This window comes from Pseudomonas sp. P4_D7, from assembly GCF_056401755.1.
Window position 1 is genome coordinate 1 of sequence record NZ_JBFUIR010000025.1, and the last position, 17069, is coordinate 17069.

At 59.2% G+C, this 17069-nt stretch carries 20 protein-coding genes and 1 pseudogene; 9 read left to right on the plus strand and 12 right to left on the minus strand.

Annotated features, from left to right (window positions below; all coding sequences use genetic code 11):
• Both AC1DVF_RS16965 and AC1DVF_RS16970 read left to right on the plus strand, forming a co-directional pair.
• Positions 1-592, plus strand: a pseudogene (locus tag AC1DVF_RS16965) (methyl-accepting chemotaxis protein); the annotation flags it as partial.
• Positions 593-703: 111 nt separating this feature from the next.
• Complete coding sequence (locus AC1DVF_RS16970; protein ID WP_477782820.1) at positions 704-907, plus strand: hypothetical protein; 204 nt, start codon at positions 704-706, stop codon at positions 905-907.
• A gap of 7 nt (positions 908-914) precedes the next feature.
• Here the strand turns inward: AC1DVF_RS16970 and AC1DVF_RS16975 are convergent, their stop codons facing one another.
• From AC1DVF_RS16975 to AC1DVF_RS16985, 3 genes are all read right to left on the minus strand, one after another.
• The gene (locus AC1DVF_RS16975) at positions 915-1151 is read right to left on the minus strand and encodes a DUF2789 domain-containing protein (protein WP_257358232.1); all 237 of its coding nucleotides are present in this window, start codon (positions 1149-1151) and stop codon (positions 915-917) included.
• Positions 1152-1199: 48 nt separating this feature from the next.
• On the minus strand, positions 1200-1451 hold the full coding sequence (locus AC1DVF_RS16980; RefSeq protein WP_477782821.1) for a hypothetical protein: 252 nt from the start codon (positions 1449-1451) through the stop codon (positions 1200-1202).
• Positions 1452-1553: 102 nt separating this feature from the next.
• Positions 1554-1877 carry a hypothetical protein gene (locus AC1DVF_RS16985; protein ID WP_139213432.1) on the minus strand — a complete coding sequence of 108 codons (324 nt, stop codon included), beginning with the start codon at positions 1875-1877 and terminating at the stop codon, positions 1554-1556.
• On the opposite strand from AC1DVF_RS16985, the gene AC1DVF_RS16990 reads away from it, so the two are divergent.
• From AC1DVF_RS16990 to AC1DVF_RS17000, 3 genes are all read left to right on the plus strand, one after another.
• Positions 1872-2321, plus strand: coding sequence for a hypothetical protein (locus tag AC1DVF_RS16990; protein ID WP_175559647.1), 450 nt, complete (start codon positions 1872-1874; stop codon positions 2319-2321). The two genes, AC1DVF_RS16985 and AC1DVF_RS16990, sit on opposite strands and share 6 nt — an antisense overlap.
• Positions 2318-2515, plus strand: a complete 198-nt coding sequence (locus AC1DVF_RS16995; RefSeq protein ID WP_099758700.1) for a hypothetical protein — start codon at positions 2318-2320, stop codon at positions 2513-2515. Before AC1DVF_RS16990 ends, AC1DVF_RS16995 begins: the two co-directional genes overlap by 4 nt.
• Before the next feature lie 127 nt (positions 2516-2642).
• Positions 2643-3659, plus strand: a complete 1017-nt coding sequence (locus AC1DVF_RS17000; RefSeq protein WP_099758701.1) for an ABC transporter substrate-binding protein — start codon at positions 2643-2645, stop codon at positions 3657-3659.
• A gap of 96 nt (positions 3660-3755) precedes the next feature.
• On the opposite strand, the gene AC1DVF_RS17005 is transcribed toward AC1DVF_RS17000, so the two are convergent.
• Both AC1DVF_RS17005 and AC1DVF_RS17010 read right to left on the minus strand, forming a co-directional pair.
• The gene (locus AC1DVF_RS17005) at positions 3756-5888 is read right to left on the minus strand and encodes a TonB-dependent receptor (protein WP_477782822.1); all 2133 of its coding nucleotides are present in this window, start codon (positions 5886-5888) and stop codon (positions 3756-3758) included.
• 92 nt (positions 5889-5980) lie between these two features.
• A complete protein-coding gene (locus AC1DVF_RS17010) occupies positions 5981-6370 on the minus strand; it encodes a DUF2946 domain-containing protein (protein WP_016982997.1) in 390 nt (129 codons plus the stop codon).
• Positions 6371-6464: 94 nt separating this feature from the next.
• Here AC1DVF_RS17010 and AC1DVF_RS17015 point away from each other — a divergent pair, with 94 nt between their 5' ends.
• The gene (locus tag AC1DVF_RS17015; RefSeq protein WP_093437296.1) at positions 6465-6905 is read left to right on the plus strand and encodes a DUF3995 domain-containing protein; all 441 of its coding nucleotides are present in this window, start codon (positions 6465-6467) and stop codon (positions 6903-6905) included.
• Between the two features lie 155 nt (positions 6906-7060).
• Here the strand turns inward: AC1DVF_RS17015 and AC1DVF_RS17020 are convergent, their stop codons facing one another.
• The 7 genes from AC1DVF_RS17020 to AC1DVF_RS17050 all read right to left on the minus strand — a co-directional run bounded on the left by AC1DVF_RS17020 (position 7061) and on the right by AC1DVF_RS17050 (position 14302).
• On the minus strand, positions 7061-7423 hold the full coding sequence (locus tag AC1DVF_RS17020; protein ID WP_093437301.1) for a Na+/H+ antiporter subunit G: 363 nt from the start codon (positions 7421-7423) through the stop codon (positions 7061-7063).
• Positions 7420-7698: a K+/H+ antiporter subunit F gene (locus AC1DVF_RS17025; RefSeq protein WP_099758703.1), complete on the minus strand. Its 279-nt coding sequence runs from the start codon at positions 7696-7698 to the stop codon at positions 7420-7422. Before AC1DVF_RS17025 ends, AC1DVF_RS17020 begins: the two co-directional genes overlap by 4 nt.
• Positions 7695-8183 carry a Na+/H+ antiporter subunit E gene (locus AC1DVF_RS17030; RefSeq protein ID WP_477782823.1) on the minus strand — a complete coding sequence of 163 codons (489 nt, stop codon included), beginning with the start codon at positions 8181-8183 and terminating at the stop codon, positions 7695-7697. The genes AC1DVF_RS17025 and AC1DVF_RS17030 overlap by 4 nt, the downstream gene beginning before the upstream one ends.
• On the minus strand, positions 8180-9859 hold the full coding sequence (locus AC1DVF_RS17035) for a monovalent cation/H+ antiporter subunit D (RefSeq protein ID WP_093437311.1): 1680 nt from the start codon (positions 9857-9859) through the stop codon (positions 8180-8182). Before AC1DVF_RS17035 ends, AC1DVF_RS17030 begins: the two co-directional genes overlap by 4 nt.
• Positions 9856-10200 (minus strand): Na+/H+ antiporter subunit C, encoded by a 345-nt coding sequence (locus AC1DVF_RS17040; protein ID WP_477782824.1) that lies wholly within the window; start codon positions 10198-10200, stop codon positions 9856-9858. The genes AC1DVF_RS17035 and AC1DVF_RS17040 overlap by 4 nt, the downstream gene beginning before the upstream one ends.
• Complete coding sequence (locus tag AC1DVF_RS17045) at positions 10200-13118, minus strand: monovalent cation/H+ antiporter subunit A (protein WP_477782825.1); 2919 nt, start codon at positions 13116-13118, stop codon at positions 10200-10202. Before AC1DVF_RS17045 ends, AC1DVF_RS17040 begins: the two co-directional genes overlap by 1 nt.
• A 248-nt stretch (positions 13119-13366) precedes the next feature.
• Positions 13367-14302, minus strand: coding sequence for a DMT family transporter (locus AC1DVF_RS17050; protein ID WP_477782826.1), 936 nt, complete (start codon positions 14300-14302; stop codon positions 13367-13369).
• Positions 14303-14387: 85 nt separating this feature from the next.
• On the opposite strand from AC1DVF_RS17050, the gene AC1DVF_RS17055 reads away from it, so the two are divergent.
• The 3 genes from AC1DVF_RS17055 to AC1DVF_RS17065 all read left to right on the plus strand — a co-directional run bounded on the left by AC1DVF_RS17055 (position 14388) and on the right by AC1DVF_RS17065 (position 17067).
• A complete protein-coding gene (locus tag AC1DVF_RS17055; protein ID WP_186623556.1) occupies positions 14388-14951 on the plus strand; it encodes a helix-turn-helix domain-containing protein in 564 nt (187 codons plus the stop codon).
• Positions 14952-15111: 160 nt separating this feature from the next.
• A complete protein-coding gene (locus AC1DVF_RS17060) occupies positions 15112-15453 on the plus strand; it encodes a hypothetical protein (protein WP_460090557.1) in 342 nt (113 codons plus the stop codon).
• A 186-nt stretch (positions 15454-15639) separates the two neighbouring features.
• The gene (locus AC1DVF_RS17065) at positions 15640-17067 is read left to right on the plus strand and encodes an FAD/NAD(P)-binding protein (protein WP_477782827.1); all 1428 of its coding nucleotides are present in this window, start codon (positions 15640-15642) and stop codon (positions 17065-17067) included.
• Positions 17068-17069 lie beyond the last annotated feature (2 nt).

A 17069-nucleotide genomic window follows, 5' to 3' on the forward strand; every position in this document is an offset into this window, starting at 1 on the left:
CGCTGAGGCGGCGGTGCAAATGGAAGGGCAGGCGGAAACCATCAGCGAGCGGCTGGCCGCAGTCGGTCTGGATGACTATCACCAGCGCATCTACGATCTGGCCCGCGAAGGGGCGAGCCAGATTGCCGCACGTTTCGAGGCGGATGTCGAACAAGGAAAGATTAGCCTCGAGGATCTGTTTGATCGCCAGTATCAGCCGATCCCGAATACCCAACCGGCGAAGTTTCAGACCCGTTTCGACCGTTACACCGATCAGGTGCTGCCGGCAATTCAGGAGCCATTGTTGCCGCGTCACGAGGGGTTGGTGTTCGCTATTGCCTGCACGCAGCAAGGTTATGTGCCGACGCACAATCAGCTCTTCAGTCAGCCGTTGACTGGCGATGCGCAGGTCGATGCGGTGAACAATCGCACCAAACGCAAGTTCGCGGATCGCACCGGTATTCGCTGCGGCAGCCATCAGCAACCGGTGCTGTTGCAGACTTACACCCGCGACACCGGTGAACTGATGCATGACCTGTCGGTGCCGATCATGATCAAGGGCCGGCACTGGGGTGGATTGCGTTTGGGCTATAAGCCGGAGAAACCGCGCTGAGGGATTGTTACTTGCGGTGCAATGAAGCTGTGCACGGAGCTTGCTGTTTCCGCTCGAAAGAAACCATTAATCTGCCCGCTTAGTTAGGTTGCTAATGATTTCGGGGGCTGCATGCAGTGCAGAGTTGATGTTGCTGTGATGATCGGCAGTGGCGTGCCGGCCGGTTTGCGCGCGTTGGGGCAGAGCGTGTGCTGGGTGGTTTTGCTCAATGGCGAGCGTCGCGGTACCGCGTTTGCCAGTCGCAACGAGGCCGAGGAGTGCAAGGCTGCGTGGCTCGCGCAGTTGCACGCCGAGCCGGTTGACAGCCTTCACTGAGCCCTGGTTATTTGCCTCGGTGCAGGCGGACATTCAGTTCATCGACCATCACCGCTTCCTCTCCATCGGCCCTTAGCCATTCCTTGAGCAGTTGCGCCTGTTGCGGTGACCAGAAATCGGCGTCAATCAGTTTAATGTTGGCGTCCAGTGGATGTGCCTCGATGAAATCGTCGATTGCGTTACCTTCTGAAGGCAACCCCAGTTGATCGAACAGGGTTTTCAGATCGTATGCTGGCAGTTCCATCGTGTACTCCTTCAATAGGCGCCGGTAGGGCGCAGTTGATCGCTCTCTTTATCTGAGGCATCCACTCGCCAGGAGTTCGATCTTTGACTCAAGTGAGCGGGCGAGGGCGCAGGCTTCGTTGTGATCTTCACGGAAACCTCTTACGCGCCCGGTCGATGTTTCCTTTATATGGAAGAAAGCGTTGCCGGCGGGTACCACTTGGAAACGCGGGTAATCGTCGTTGATAGGGGGGGCACTTAGTATCAGCGGCGATTCGATCCGGGCGTCAACGGTCATGGCAAAGTGAGTCCGAGTGCACATATGAAGTCCTTTTCATCAGTTGGCCGGTATTTACCGGCCGTTTCGGGTAGTCGGAATGAGCATCGCTGCTCTAGAATCGCCAGTACCTGTTGACGACAGGGCTTATCTAAAGCAATTTTTCGCCAGCGATATGTCGGAGAAGTGCTTTTTTTCGTGAGAATTTTCCCTAAAGTTCGTAGTCAGACTGCTCTTGCCGACGCTGAGGATTTTTCCTTCAGGTTTTGGCGACATCGGGATGAGTTTCCCGAGTGACAATCCAGTAGTCTTACCAACCTCGCGTTGAATGAGCACTCTGCTCGATTCGGGCTTTATTGATTTGTTTGCAGTGACATCGGCCTGGCCGTTTTTTTGCCGTGCGCGTTTTCCGTGTGCGGTTTTTTCAGATGTGGGGATGTTTCTTTGGCAGTCAGTAATCTCGATATGCATGCTTTGTTCGTGTTGGGTGATTTGCGTGCAAAGCTGGTCAAGCTGTTCCAGTCGCGTTTTGTTTACATCACCGAGCAGAACGCCGAAGGCATTTACGTGGCCGAGATCGACACCGAAAGTGCCTTGGTGGTCGATGACAAACCGGGGCTCAAGCTTAAGGTTGGCGATCATTTCAGTGCATCGGTCTTGCCCAGCCGCGAAGGCGGCAAGATGGATCTGCGTTTTCGCGAAATCAAACTCACGGTCTATGGACTGGGCGATTACGCTTTCGTCGATACCGCTGACGGGCACGCCATCCTGTTCAAGGAAGGCCATAGCGTGGTGACCGTGTTCGCCGCCCATGAGCAATTGCAGGAAGGCCTGACCAAAACCCTGAAAGCCGTTACGGCCAAAGCCGCCAAGTGGCGCAAGGGCGAACTGGTGACGTTCAAGGCCAGCGAGTGAGCCGCGCGGATTTCCATGCGCAGAACCTCGACACTGCACGCGAGGAAGCCCAGCGGTTGTTCGCCGCCAAGGCGGAACTGCAAGGTGCCTGGCTGAATTGGCTGGCTGCGCAGATCTATCAGTTGCGCCCCGCGGAATACGCCAGCATGGTCAGACGCGAGCTGCAAAGCCTGCAGGAAAAGTCTGATTCATAACCTCGTCCGCAGCATGACCCGGAAAAAGCAGGAACCTCGGCTACAGTCAGTTGACTGAGTATTCAGAGGCTTGCGGTCTTCTGTCAGGCCATCCTGCCATTGCTGTGAACAGCACGAGGTGCAATGCATGAACGGATTTCGACGGTTATTGGCTGCCAGCGTGGCCACGTTTGGTTTGCTGGCATCAGCGCCATCGGTGCTGGCCGCCCAGGCGCCGATCCACTTTGCCGACCTGAACTGGGAAAGCGGCAGCCTGATTACCGATGTTCTGCGGGTCATCGTTGAGAAGGGCTACGGCTTGCCGACCGACACCTTGCCTGGCACCACCATCACGCTGGAAACCGCACTGGCCAACAATGACATTCAGGTCATTGGCGAGGAGTGGGCCGGGCGCAGTCCGGTGTGGGTCAAGGCTGAGGCCGAAGGCAAAGTCGTCAGCCTGGGCGATACCGTCAAAGGCGCTACCGAGGGCTGGTGGGTGCCGGAGTACGTGATCAAGGGCGACCCGGCCAAAGGCATCAAGCCGCTGGCGCCGGATCTGCGCAGCGTCAGTGATCTGAAAAAGTACAAGGACGTGTTCAAGGATCCGGAAACCCCGAGCAAGGGGCGTTTCCTCAATAGTCCGATCGGCTGGACGTCGGAAGTGGTCAACAAGCAGAAGTTGACGGCTTATGGTCTGCAGGACGATTACACCAATTTCCGCAGTGGCTCCGGTGCGGCACTGGACGCTGAGATCAGTTCTTCGATTCGTCGCGGTAAGCCGGTGCTGTTTTACTACTGGTCGCCAACACCGCTACTGGGCAAGTTCAAACTGGTGCAACTGGAAGAGCCGCCATTTGATGCCGAAGCCTGGAAGACGCTAACCGATGCGGATAATCCCAATCCGAAACCGACCCGGTCGCTGGCTTCGAAGCTGTCGATTGGTGTGTCGACGCCGTTCCAGAAGCAGTATCCGCAGATTGCCGAATTCTTCAGCAAAGTGGACTTTCCGATCGAGCCGTTGAACAAGGCGTTGGCCGAGATGAGCGAGAAGCACACGGCGCCGCGTGATGCGGCGGTGGCCTTCATGAAGGCCCACCCGGATGTGTGGCAGGCGTGGTTGCCGAAGGATGTGGCGGAGAAGGTTTCGGCTGATCTTAAATAGAGGCCTTAGCGGCCGGCCTCTTCGCGAGCAAGCTCGCTCCCACAATGGATATGTGTCGTTCACAACACTGTGGGAGCGAGCTTGCTCGCGAAGCTCTTAAAATTTCGTCATCACCGCCAATTCGAAGGTACGCGGTGTCCCGAGGTAATACGCCGGCGAAACATGCGCAAACTCGGCATACACCTCATTGGTCAGGTTACGCACGCGCCCGGTGACGGTGGTATGCGAATCAACCTTGTAGCTGAGAAAGCTGCCGAACAATGTGTACGACGGCACGGTCATGGTATTCGCAGTATCGGCATACACCGACGCCACATATCGTGCATCCACCCCACCTTGCCATTGCGGCGAAAAATCATAAGTCAGCCACAGATTGCCAACCCGATCCGGCACGTTGGTCGGCGTGTTGCCCTTGCGTGATACCACCGCGCCGGCGGCATTCTTTTCGGTGAAATCATCGTATTGCGCATCGACCCAAGCGAAGTTGCCTTCAGCCAGCAGCTTGTCGGTGATCCGCAACGAGCTGGCGATCTCTAACCCTTTCGACGTCTGCTGACCGACCGGAATACTGCTGGTCGGGTCCAGCGGATCGGTCACGGCGAAGTCCTTTCGCTCAATGGTGTAGGCCGCAATCGTCGCCGAGCCGCGCCCGTTCAGATAATCAAATTTGCTGCCAATCTCCCATTGCTTGCCGGTGGAAACGTCGAAGTCCTGCGTGCCGTTCGGTTGCTCGGCGGCGGTGCTGTATTGCACGTAAACGTTGGCCGACGGAATGAATTGGTACGTCAGGCCAGCGCGGCCGGTGACTGGTTCCCAACTGCGCTTGAGGTGTTTCGGGTTGGTAGCGGTTACCGTGCGATGGTTGGTCACGTCGAGGTCAATGTCGTCATAGCGCAGACCGGTGAGCAGCGACAGGTTGTCGGTCAACGCCAAACGGTTTTCCACGAACAATGCCTTGGTGGTGACCTCGTTGGTTTTGTCGCTGATCAATTTCGGGTTGGTACCGGGAATGTCGTAGAAGTGCCCCGGACGGTAGTTGTCCGGATCCACCGTGCTCGCACCTTTGACGTTCAGTGGTGAGTTAGTGGTCTGGTTGACCTTGTATTCGAAGCCCCCCGACCACGTCGTATCGAGACCGAACAGCGTGTTGTCATGGCGCAACTCGAACTGGTTGCCGTTCTGCTCGCCTTGATGACGCACCTGATACGCAGTGGAGCGATTCACCGCGGTGTTGTCGGCGTTGTACTGGTAGGTTTCGAGGTTGCGGTAATCGCGTTGGCTGTCGAGGTGGTACAGCGTATTGCGCAGGGTGGTGCTGTCGTTGATCCGGTAGTCGACGATCGAGCGAATCCAGATCGTTCGCTGCTCGTAACGACCGTCCCCGACGTTGTAGTTATTGAAGCGATTGTGTTTATCGATCTTCAACTCGCCGGCCTTGGGATTGAGCACGGGCGTGCCCCAGTACGGACTGTCTTCGTGTTCATCCTGATATTCCAGGGCCAACGTGTGCGACAGGTCGGGGGTGAGGTCACTGAGCAGCGAGAACGCCACGCTCCAGGCATCGCGCTCCTGGCGGTCGATGTAGCCGTTGCTGGTGTTGTGACTGACGTCGAGGCGCGCGTAGTGCTGAACGTCGGCGCTCGGGTCGGTGAGGGCGTGGTTGAGGCCGAAAGCGGTTTCGCTGCTGTCGTAGGTGCCGTAGCTGACCCGGCCTTCAACCGCTTGCTCATCGCGGGTGGCCAGTTTGGTCACGTAGTTCAGCGATCCCCCCACCGAGCCTGCGCCGTTGATCAGCGACGACGGGCCGCCGACCAGTTCCACCCGATCATAGATCCATGAATCGACGGGTCGCGCGAGTCCGCCGGAGACGTTGATGCCGTTGAACATCTGGGTGATCTGGCTGCTGGTGAAGCCACGATAGGAGACGAAGCCGCCGAACCCCGGCGGTGCGCTGGCGTTGACCCCGGGCAAGGTGTTGGCGGCGTCCTGGAAGTTCTGCGCGCCATGGCGTTCGATGTCATTGCGATTGGCGATGGCCACCGAGGCCGGCGTGTCGCGCACGCTCAAACCCAGTCGCGAGGCCATGCCGCTGGATTGGTCGAGGCTCAGACCCGGTTCTGCGCCGGACTCGCCATCAATGGTGATTGGCGCCAGATCCACGGTGGATTGCGCCCAGACGTTAATGGACAGGCAGCCGCACAGGCTCGCCAGCAGAGTGAGTTGTTTCATCATTGAATCCTGAATGCTTGTCTAGGAGTCAGCGCACAGGCGAACGCGGCGCGTTGGCGCAGTAGGCTGACAAATCAAAAAGGCAGAGACACTCAGGCGAGCGGTGGGGCGCGAGGGTTGGCCGAAGGCCAGGTGAAGCGGGCAGGGAGGTCGGCGCTGACGATGGGCGCCAGTGGTGGGCTGTGTTGTTCGGGCAGGATCGCCAGCGTCAGGCTGGAGTTGAACGCCGGGCCCATGCCTCCGCCGACCGAGCACAGCGGGCAGCCAAATGCCTTGGACAGAGTGGGCAGCTGTTCTTCAGTGGGGTTGCTGGCGAGCGGCGCTTGAGTGGCCGGGTCGACTGTACAGAACTGGCCGCCGATACCGTTCAGTTGCATGCCGACCATTTGCCCGTGACCGATGCTGCAGGCGAACACGTTGAACAGGACGCAGCAATAGAGCATCCAGGCCAGCAGTGAGCGATCGGAACGGGAGAATTTCATGGGGCGGCACTTTACCGTACCGCTGATCGGTCGTGCACTTGGAAAAAATGCGACTAGGCTGATTTGTTCAAATCCCTTTCCAAGGATTTCAACCATGACCTTTGTGTTGGCTCAATGGCTGGTGACAACGTTTGCGGTGATCGCCTTGATGCACGTGTATTGGGCGCTGGGTGGGCAGTGGGCGGCAGCGGTGGTGGTGCCGCAGGTGCCGGTGCGCGGATTTGTCGCAACGGTACGGCCGGCGTTCAAGCCGTCAGGCTGGCTCACGTTGATTGTGGCGGCGGCATTGTTGGTGATTGCTGCGTTGGTGTGTATGCGGGTTGGCTGGGGAGTGCCGGCGGTGACACACAAAGCGCTGCAATGGGTGATCAGCGCGATTGCGCTGTTGATGTTTGCCCGGGCGATCGGTGATTCGAATCTGGTCGGATTCTTCAAGGACGTGAAGGATTCGCGGTTTGCGCGACTGGACACCTGGGTGTATTCGCCGTTGTGTGCGGTATTGGGGGCGGGGTTGTTGGCGGTGGCTTGGGTTTGAAATTGATCTGAAATTTGTGATGACCTGGCTGGCCCCTTCGCGAGCAAGCTCGCTCCCACAGGGTTTTGGGTGAAGTCACATATCTGTGAATACCCACAATCACTGTGGGAGCGAGCTTGCTCGCGAAGGGGCCAGTCCAGACACGAAGCTCTGGACTAGCTACCGCTTTCAGTCCGCCGGCTACTGACCTCTGCCGGCACATCATCCCCAGCCATGCGCTTGCGGAACAACGCCGCCCGCGCCAGCAACAAAGTAGTCACCGGCACAGTAATCGCCAGCAAAACCGGAATCAGCCAGGCATGTATGACCGGCCCGGACTTCAGCGCCGAAAAACAGATGATCGACGCCAGCGCCACACACCATGCGCCTAGCGTCGAAGCCAGTGCCGGCGGATGCATGCGCTGGAAGAAATCCTTCATACGCAATAATCCGATCGCACCGATCAGCGCAAACAGGCCGCTGAGCACCAGCAGGATCGCCACTGGAATCTCGATCCATAGCGACAATTCAGCATTCATTCGATCACCTCGCCACGCAGCAGGAATTTCGCCAGGGCAAACGAGCCGACGAAGCCGAACAGCGCAATCAGCAGCGCCGCTTCGAAGTAAGTGTCACTTGAATACCGAATGCCCAGGGTCAGCATCATCAGCATCGCGACGATGTACAGGTAGTCCAGCGCCAGTACCCGATCCTGCGCCGACGGGCCTTTGAACAGGCGCACCAGGGTCAGCACCATCGCCAGCGAGAACAGGAACAGCGTCAGCAGGATCGCGTTCGACAGTAATGTGCTCATTCGAAAATCTCCATCAGCGGCCGCTCGTAGGTGCTCTTGAAGTGCTCGATGAACTGCGATTCGTCATCCAGATCCCAGACGTGCAACAACAGAATGCTGCGATCCAGCGCCAGCTCTGACCATACCGTGCCGGGCACCACCGTGCAGATCATCGCCAGCGTTGCGAGGCCGTGAGCATCGCGCAGGTCCAGCGGGACTTTGACAAATCCCGAGCGCGGAGGGCAGCGACCGGCATTGAGCACGCCCCACGCGACGATCAGGTTGGACATCACCACGTCACGACCGACGAGCAGGAACAGGCGCAGAATCGTTCCCGGACGGCGAATGCGTACCTGTTTCGGACGCAGTTTGCGCATCATCAACGGTGCAGCAAAACCCAGTATCGCGCCGAGCAGCAGATTGCCCGGGCTGACCGACAGGTTCAGGGTCAGCCATAGGGCGCACAGCGCCAGCGACAACAGCGGTGCAGGAAACACACGCTTCATGGCTGCACCTCCAGCATCGCCGATTTGGCTTCCGGGCTCGGTACGGCGCGGGTGCCGAGCACCGCCATCACGTATTGCTGCGGATTGTTCAGTGCCTCAGCGGTGGCCTGGGTGTAGCGCAGCAGCGGCTCAGCCTTGAAGGTCAAGACGATGCTCAGCCCCAGCAACAGGAAGATCGGCGCGCATTCGAGTTTGCGCAGCAGTGGTGACGGCCGCTCTTCGGGCGTCCAGAAGCGCTGGATGCCGAGGCGCGAGAACGCCATCAACGACGTCAGCCCGGTGAGGATCAGCAACGCCAGCAACGCCCAGGCCGCGTTGGATATCGGCGCGCCAGTGCCCAGGCCTAGCGGGTTGAGCAAGGCGCCGATCAGGCTGAGTTTGCCGATAAATCCGGACAGCGGCGGCATGCCGATAATCAGCAAAGCGCAGGCGATGAAGCTCAGGCCGAGAAACGCCATGGTCCACGGGATAACCTGGCCGACCACGGCTTTCTGCTCGTCATCGAGGTTGATGCCTTTGGGCGGTTGCAGGGATTCCTGTGGACGTGGCAGCAGTTCGCTTTCGTCTTCCAGCGGGATCTCGTTGGCCGAACGGGAGCGTTCGATCAGTTCTGCCAGCAGGAACAGTGCACTCAGCGCCAGGGTCGAGCTGACCAGATAAAACAGCGCCGCGCCGATCAGGTTTGGCTGGGCGAAACCGACGGCGGACAGCAGAATCCCCGCCGACACCAGAATGCTCAGGCTGGCCATGCGCTCCAGCCGTTGCGCGGCCAGAATCGCCAGCGCCGCGCAGGCCATGGTCGCCATGCCGCCATAGATCAGCCAGTCGCCCCCAAAGAATGCCGACGCACCGGCCTGCCCTGAGAACAACAGCGTCCACAGACGCAGCAGGGTGTAGACGCCAACCTTGGTCATGATCGCGAACATCGCCGCCACCGGCGCACTGGCCGAGGAATAGGCTGGCACCAGCCAGAAGTTCAGCGGCCACATGCCAGCCTTGGCCAGGAACGCGACGGCGAGAATCCCCGCACCGGCGTGCAGCAGGCCACGGTCGGCTTCCGGCACCAGCGGGATCTTCAGCGCCAGATCGGCCATGTTCAGCGTGCCTGTCACGCCGTAGATCAGTGCCGCGCCAATCAGGAACAGCGATGAGGCGAGCAGGTTGATCGAAATGTAATGCAGCCCCGATGAAACCCGCGCCCGACCCGAGCCGTGCAGCAACAGGCCATAGGACGCGGCGAGCAACACTTCGAAGAACACGAACAGATTGAACAGGTCAGCGGTCAGGAACGCGCCATACAAGCCCATCAACTGAATCTGGAACAGTGCGTGGAAGCTCGACCCGGCGCCGTCCCAACGGGCCATGGCAAACAGCAAAGCGCTGACGCCGATGATCCCGGTCAGCACCAGCATCAGCGCTGACAGGCGATCAACCACCAGCACAATGCCGAACGGCGCCTGCCAGTTGCCCGGCAGGTAAACCCCGATGGAGCCGGGCACGCCGGTGGTTTGCGTCCAGTGCAGCAACAGCACCGAAATGAACAGGCCGACGAGGCTGGAGAACAGGTTGATTTTCGCCTTCAACGGTCGGTGCCGCTCGCCGAGCATCAGCATGATCGCGGCAGTCAGCAGCGGCAGCAGGATCGGTGCGGCGATCAGGTGAGTCATCGCCATCATTCTTTAGGCTCCCGGCCGTCGACGTGGTCGGTGCCGGTCAGGCCGCGCGAGGCGAGCAGAACGACGAGGAACAACGCGGTCATGGCGAAACTGATGACGATCGCGGTGAGTACCAGTGCCTGTGGCAGCGGGTCGGTGTAGTGCAACAAGTCCTGGGTGACACCGTCCTTGATCACTGGCTCCTTGCCGATGAACAGGCTGCCCATGCTGAAGATGAACAGGTTGACGCCATACGACAGCAGGCACAGGCCCATGACCACCTGGAATGTCCGTGGCCGCAGGATCAGCCAGACGCCGGAGGCGGYGAGCACGCCGATGGCGATTGCGATGACTTCTTCCATCAGACGGCTCCTTTGCTGGCGACGGACTTGGGCAGCGATGCGGTCTTGTGACCCCGCACCGATTGGTGGGCGAGGGCGGTGAGGATCAACAGCGTCGAACCGACCACCACGCCGTACACGCCAATGTCGAAGAACAGCGCACTGGCGACATGGATGTCACCGAGCACTGGCAAGCTGAAATGCCAGGTGTGCGTGGTCAGGAACGGATAACCGACCAGCATCGCGCCCAGACCTGTAGCGGTGGCGAATAGCAATCCGGTGCCCATCCAGCGCAACGGCCGCAGGCTCATTTGCGCCTCGACCCACTGGGTACCGGCGACCATGTATTGCAGGATGAACGCCACCGACATCACCAGACCGGCGACGAAACCGCCGCCCGGCTGGTTGTGCCCGCGCATGAACAGGTAGAACGACACCACCAGCGCAATCGGCAGCAGCAGACGCACCAGCACTGCCGGCACCATCATGAAGCCGAGCGCGGTATCGCTGGCCGAACGCGGGTTGACCAGATCGGTGACCACGTCCGGCGCGAGCAGGCGTTGCTGGGCTGGCAATTGCAGGCTTTCTTTCGGTGGGCGGAAGCGCCGCAGCAGGGCGAATACGGTCAGCGCCACGGCAACCAGCACGGTGATTTCGCCAAGGGTGTCGAAGCCACGGAAATCCACCAGCATCACGTTGACCACGTTGCTGCCGCCGCCCTCGGGCATGGCGCGGCTCAGGTAGAACGAGGAGATGTCGTTCGGCGTTTGCCGCGTCAGCATCGCGTAGGACAGCAGCGCCATGCCACCGCCGACGGCAATCGACAATAGCAAGTCGCGCAGACGACGAATGCGTGCTTTGCGCAGGCTGCTCGGCAGTGGCGAGACTTCTTCGATGCGGCGTGGCAACCAGCGCAGGCCGAGTAGAATCAGTACGGTGGTGACCACTTCCACTGCCAATTGCGTCAGGGCCAGATCCGGTGCGGAGAACCAGACGAAGGTCACGCAGGTCATCAACCCGCAGACGCTGACCATGGTCAGGGCGGCGAGACGGTGATACTTGGCTTGCCACGCGGCGCCGAGGGCGCAGGCGATGGCCAGCAACCACAGGGTCACGAAGACGATCGAGCCGGGAATTTTCGGCCGGTCGCCCCAGCTCAGGCTGCTGTGCAACATCGGGATCAGACCGGCGAGCACCGCCGCCAATACCATCAGGAACAATTGCATCTGCAGACGCTTGGTGCCGAGGCGCCGCTCTAGGCGTCGGGCCAGGCGCATCATCACCACGAGACTGCGCTCGAACAGGCGCTTGCCGTTGAAGCGGCCCACCAGTGGCGGATATTTGAAACGCCCGCGCTTGAGCTGATTGCGCAGCAACAGATAGACGATGATGCCGCCGGACATGGCAATCAGGCTCATGATCATCGGTGCGTTCAGACCGTGCCAGATCGCCAGGCTGTATTCCGGCAGTGTGCCGCCAACCACTGGCAATGCCGCCGCCGCGAGCAATGGGCCGACGATCTGCGCCGGGAAAATCCCCACCAGCAAGCAGGTGAATACCAAAAGCTCTACCGGCGCACGCATCCAGCGCGGCGGTTCGTGCGGTGTGTGCGGCAGGTCGGTGGCCGGTGGGCCGAAGAACACATCGACGGTGAAACGCAGGGAATAGGCAACGCTGAATGTACCGGCGATGGTCGCAACAATCGGCAACGCCGCTTCGACCCACGCTGTGGCATTGATGAACACGGTTTCGGCGAAGAACATCTCTTTCGACAGGAAGCCGTTAAGCAGCGGCACGCCTGCCATCGAGGCGCTGGCAACCATGGCCAGCGTCGCTGTGAAGGGAATCAGTTTGATCAGGCCGCTGAGTTTGCGGATATCGCGAGTACCGCTTTCATGGTCGATGATGCCCGCGGCCATGAACAGCGAGGCTTTGAATGTCGCGTGATTGAGGATGTGGAATACCGCCGCTACAGCGGCCAACGGACTATTGAGACCCAACAACAGCGTGATCAGGCCGAGGTGGCTGATGGTCGAGTAAGCCAGCAGACCTTTGAGATCGTTCTGGAACATCGCGCAATAGGCGCCGAGCAACAGCGTACACGCACCAGCGCCGCTGACGATGTAGAACCATTCTTCGCTGCCGGACAGCGACGGCCACAGACGCGCAAGCAGGAAAACCCCGGCCTTGACCATGGTGGCCGAATGCAGATACGCCGAAACCGGTGTCGGCGCCGCCATTGCGTGCGGCAGCCAGAAGTGGAAAGGGAACTGCGCACTTTTGCTGAGGGCGCCAATGAGAATAAGGGGARGGAGGATAGGGTAGAGGGAATGTGCGCGAATCATGTCGCCGGCGGCCAGGACCTTGTCGAGGTCATAGCTGCCGACGACATGGCCGAGAATCATGACCCCCGCCAGCAGGCATAACCCGCCGGCACCGGTGACCATCAACGCCATATAAGCGCCGCGACGGGCGTCGGCGCGGTGGTGCCAGTAGCCGATCAACAGGAACGAGAAGAGGCTGGTCAGCTCCCAGAAAAACACGATCTGAATCAGATTGCCGGAGATGACCAGGCCGAGCATGGCGCCCATGAACGCCAGAAAAAACGCGAAGAAACGCGGCACCGGATCGTCCGGCGACATGTAATAACGGGCATATAAAGAGACGAGGGTGCCGATGCCGAGCACCAACATCGAGAACAGCCAGGCGAAACCGTCCATGCGTAGAACGAAATTCAAACCGAGGCTGGGCAGCCACATGAACTCTTCGCGAATGACGCCGCCGTGGGCAATTTGCGGGTACAGCATCGCGACCTGGACGGTGCCGATCAGAGCGACCAGACCTGCCAGCAGGGATTCGGTATTACGCGCATTGTGTGGCAGCACCGCTGCCAGACAGCTGCCAATGAATGGCAGAAGCAGTAGAACTATCAGGGACATAGGCTTCTAATCTGCGGAAGTTTGTGAAGCATCATACGTGCCAGCTCCCCGATCACCAAACGCCAGGATGTCTCAGAATCCTACAAAGTAGTCTGGAATTTTCTGTTTGGCATTGTTTCAGGTAGATCGATGTTGCTTGGAATGGCCTCATCGCGAGCAGGCTCATTCCTACAGGGGGGAACGCATTTCAAGTGTAGGAGTGAGCCTGCTCGCGATAGCTATAGTCCAGGCACTAAAGATATTGCAGATTAACCTTGGGTTTCCCGCTCCAGCTCAGCTTCGGCTTCTGCAACCTTACCCTTGGTCTTCAACTCACTGACAATCACCGCCGCCACAATCAACCCGGCGCCCACCAGCGCAATCGCCGGCAACCGTTCCCCTGCAATTCGCCCGACAATCCCGGCCCATACCGGCTCACCGGCATAGATCAATGTCGCCCGGGTTGGCGAAACACTTTTCTGCGCCCAGTTCATCGCCACCTGAATAGCCGCACTCGCCGCGCCCAACCCCAGCGCAGTCACCAGTAGGGTCCAGGAAAAGTCCGGAATCAATTCGCCAGTCGGCACCACCAGCAGGAACGACAACACCGAAGTCGTGGCCAGTTGCACCACAGTGACCCGACGCACATCCACCTGGCCGGCGTAGGTACTGATCAAAATGATTTCAGCGGCAATCGCGATCGCACTGATCAATGTGGCGATCTCGCCCGGACTGAAATTCAGCGCAGCCCCGGACGGCCCCGACAACAACATCAACCCGGTAAACGCCAGCATGATCCCGATGCTCGGCATCAAGCCCGGACGACGCCCGAGCACTAGCCATTGCAGCAACGGCACGAACGGCACATACAACGCAGTAATGAACGCCGACTGACTACTCGGAATGGTTTGCAACCCGACCGTCTGCAAACCGTAACCAAGCATGATCGCCACGCCAATAAAGGCGCCGGCCTTGAGTTCGAACAGGGTCAGTTCGCGTAGATGACGCCATGAGAACAGCGCAACGATACAAGCCGCTGCCGCAAAACGCAGGCCGACAAAAAACATCGGGCCGCTGACCGTCATCGCGTGCTGCACCAGCAGGAACGTGCCGCCCCAGACCATGGTAATCAGCACCAGCACGCACTCGGCTTTGCTGAAACGAGAGAAACGAGGGGGAGTGGGGGAGCTGTTCTGCGACGTCATGACCTTGCGCACTATAAAAAGGAGGCCGCACAATGCGCCCAACGTTGCGCAGTATACTGCCCAACCTCACCGAGTGAGCAATATAGTGCACAAAGATTCAATGCAAAGGGCATCCGTCCTGCAACACGTCAGCCAGAACGTCCGGCGTCTGCGGCATGCCGCCGACCTGAGTCAGACCGCGCTGGCAGAAAAATCCGGTGTCAGTCGGCGAATGCTGGTGGCGATCGAGGCGGGCGAGAAGAATGTCAGCCTGACCACCCTTGATCGCGTCGCCGAAGCGCTCGATGTCGCGTTCAGCGACCTGATCCAGGCGCCGGATGCCCGTGATCCGAGCCGCATCAACGAGGTGGCCTGGGCGGGCACCCACCCGGGCAGTAAAGCCGTGCTGCTCTCCAAAGCCACGGCGACCCGCGAAGTCGAGCAATGGGAATGGTGCCTGCAACCCGGCGAGGTCTACCCCTCGCAAGCGGATGCCGAGGGCTGGAGCGAGCAGATTTTCGTCTTTGCAGGTTGCCTGACCCTGATGCTCGGCGACCAGCCGCAGCACATCGGTACAGGTGAGTTTTTTATGTTTGCCAGTAACCAGCCGCACTCCTATCGCAATGATGGCGATGTTGAGGTGCGGTTTGTGCGCAATGTGGTCATATGACCGTTCGTCGGTAAATCGTGGTTACCTGTAATTTCTGACAGTAGACGAACTGACCCTTCCAGCATTTGATGGCTTGGCGGATGCAAACGTTATTCGCTCCCGGCACGGATATCTTCCTTGCCGGCTCAAGTTTCTTTGAATCATCAAAAGGAGTTTTGATATGCGGGACTTATCAACTGCATTGCCTGAAGCACTTCGAGTTAAAGAGGCAAAGGAAGGCTTTATATCCATGAAGGATATTCCCAATGGCCCGACTGCCATTATTCCCAAGCAACCAATTGAAGATGATGGCGATGGCATTCATATTCTGGTTGGAAACATGAAGACTGACTACATTGAGCTTGGTCCAGTTGTTGATCGAGTGTATGAATTCACCCTGCCGCGGGAGTGGCTGATCGATTTTGCAGGGAGTTCAGAACCCTTGGTTTTCCAGTACACATACTTTGCGGGTGGTATAAACGAAATCATTTCTGAAAAAACCCTTTACCGTATCCTTCACTGATAAAAACACGAAAAGTTGAAATGCTCGACCGGCTGGTATCGGTCGGGCATTTTTTTCGTTATGGGATAGAAAAAATACTTTTTTCTATAGATATTCTTCACGCGGTTGTTTGCTGACCCGAGTTGCGCATTTTTCATTTGATGTAATGGCAGCAGTGGTCGGCCATTTTGGTAGCGAGCGAGTGGTATGAGCGAAGTACTCAGCGAACAGGCAATAACTCATCAGAGCAACGCGGATATCCTGATCATCGGCGGCGGCCTCAGCGGTACGATGCTCGCGGTGCAATTGYTGAGGCGGCCAGGCCAGCTAAAAATCCTGATCATCGAGCCACGCGCCGAACTGGGGCGGGGCGAAGCGTACAGTGCCATCGAGTTGGGTCACACGCTCAACGGCAACGCCGCGCGCATGAGCGTTGATCCGGATAATCCCGATGATCTGACGCAGTGGCTCACCGAGCACATTACCGCTGGCGGCTGGCCAGAGTCTGCCGAGCAGAAGGTGCCGATCAGTGAACTGTTTCCGCCGCGTGGATTGTTCGGGGTCTATGTGCAGCAGCGCTTGGCCGAAGCGCGCCTTGTCGGTGCGAGAAATGGCTCAAGCGTTGAGCACATTCGCGCGGAGGTCGTCGACCTGCAAGTCGAGGCCGATTCGGTACAGCTCACACTGAGCAATGGTCAGGCACTGCGCGGTGGCTACGCGGTCCTGGCGACTGGAATGTTCCCGGCCGCGCGAACCCCGCAGACAACCTCCAGCGGACTCAACGCCGCCGCGCTCGATCCGTGGGATGTCGCGGCCATGCGCCAGCTCGACCCGCAATCGACCGTGCTGATCATCGGCTCCGGCCTGACCATGGTCGATGCCGTGGTGTCGCTGGAGCAAGCCGGGCATCGCGGGTCGATCGAAGTATTTTCCCGCCATGGTTTGTTGCCCCATGTGCGGCGACAACCTCCGGCCTGGGTGGATTTTCTTGGTGACGATCACAGCCTGCGTACGCCTCGGCAGCTGTTGCGCGAATTACGCCAGCAATGCCAGGCAGCCATCGCACAAGGCATCGATTGGCAAGCACCGCTGGACACGGTTCGAGTGCACATCGCCCGCTTATGGAGCCAGGCGACTGACACGCAGCGTCGACAATTCGTACGGCATGTGCGGCCGTGGTGGGAAAGCCACCATCACCGTTCGCCGCCGCTGAGTGCGGCGCTGGTTGAACGGTTGCACGCAGAAGGGCGGTTGCGGATTCAGGCGGCTTCGTTCAAAGGGCTGGTGCCGAGTCCGCAAGGTGGCGTCAGCATTTGTATTCGGCGTCGCGGTGAGTCTGGAACTTGCGTAGTGCAGGGCGCTGTACTGATTAATTCCAGTGGCATCGAATACGACTGGCGCCGCGTCGCACGACCGTTGCCGCAGCAGCTGCTGGCGCGGGGTTTGATGCAGCCGGGGCCATTGGCGCTGGGAATCGCAGCGGCAGTGGATGGCGCGGTGCTGGATGCCGAGGGATGTGCCGCTGACCGGTTATTTGCCATGGGGCCGCCATTGCGCGGGATGTGGTGGGAGAGTACGGCGGTGACGGATGTGGCGTTGCAGGCCAAGGCGCTGGCTGTGCGATTGGCGGGTTGAGG

Coding starts and splice junctions, on each gene's coding strand:
- AC1DVF_RS16970 (WP_477782820.1), top strand. CDS start 704: ATGCAGTGCAGAGTTGATGTTGCTGTGATGATCGGCAGTGGCGTGCCG.
- AC1DVF_RS16975 (WP_257358232.1), bottom strand. CDS start 1,151: ATGGAACTGCCAGCATACGATCTGAAAACCCTGTTCGATCAACTGGGG.
- AC1DVF_RS16980 (WP_477782821.1), bottom strand. CDS start 1,451: ATGTGCACTCGGACTCACTTTGCCATGACCGTTGACGCCCGGATCGAA.
- AC1DVF_RS16990 (WP_175559647.1), top strand. CDS start 1,872: ATGCATGCTTTGTTCGTGTTGGGTGATTTGCGTGCAAAGCTGGTCAAG.
- AC1DVF_RS16985 (WP_139213432.1), bottom strand. CDS start 1,877: ATGCATATCGAGATTACTGACTGCCAAAGAAACATCCCCACATCTGAA.
- AC1DVF_RS17000 (WP_099758701.1), top strand. CDS start 2,643: ATGAACGGATTTCGACGGTTATTGGCTGCCAGCGTGGCCACGTTTGGT.
- AC1DVF_RS17005 (WP_477782822.1), bottom strand. CDS start 5,888: ATGAAACAACTCACTCTGCTGGCGAGCCTGTGCGGCTGCCTGTCCATT.
- AC1DVF_RS17010 (WP_016982997.1), bottom strand. CDS start 6,370: ATGAAATTCTCCCGTTCCGATCGCTCACTGCTGGCCTGGATGCTCTAT.
- AC1DVF_RS17015 (WP_093437296.1), top strand. CDS start 6,465: ATGACCTTTGTGTTGGCTCAATGGCTGGTGACAACGTTTGCGGTGATC.
- AC1DVF_RS17020 (WP_093437301.1), bottom strand. CDS start 7,423: ATGAATGCTGAATTGTCGCTATGGATCGAGATTCCAGTGGCGATCCTG.
- AC1DVF_RS17025 (WP_099758703.1), bottom strand. CDS start 7,698: ATGAGCACATTACTGTCGAACGCGATCCTGCTGACGCTGTTCCTGTTC.
- AC1DVF_RS17030 (WP_477782823.1), bottom strand. CDS start 8,183: ATGAAGCGTGTGTTTCCTGCACCGCTGTTGTCGCTGGCGCTGTGCGCC.
- AC1DVF_RS17035 (WP_093437311.1), bottom strand. CDS start 9,859: ATGATGGCGATGACTCACCTGATCGCCGCACCGATCCTGCTGCCGCTG.
- AC1DVF_RS17050 (WP_477782826.1), bottom strand. CDS start 14,302: ATGACGTCGCAGAACAGCTCCCCCACTCCCCCTCGTTTCTCTCGTTTC.
- AC1DVF_RS17060 (WP_460090557.1), top strand. CDS start 15,112: ATGCGGGACTTATCAACTGCATTGCCTGAAGCACTTCGAGTTAAAGAG.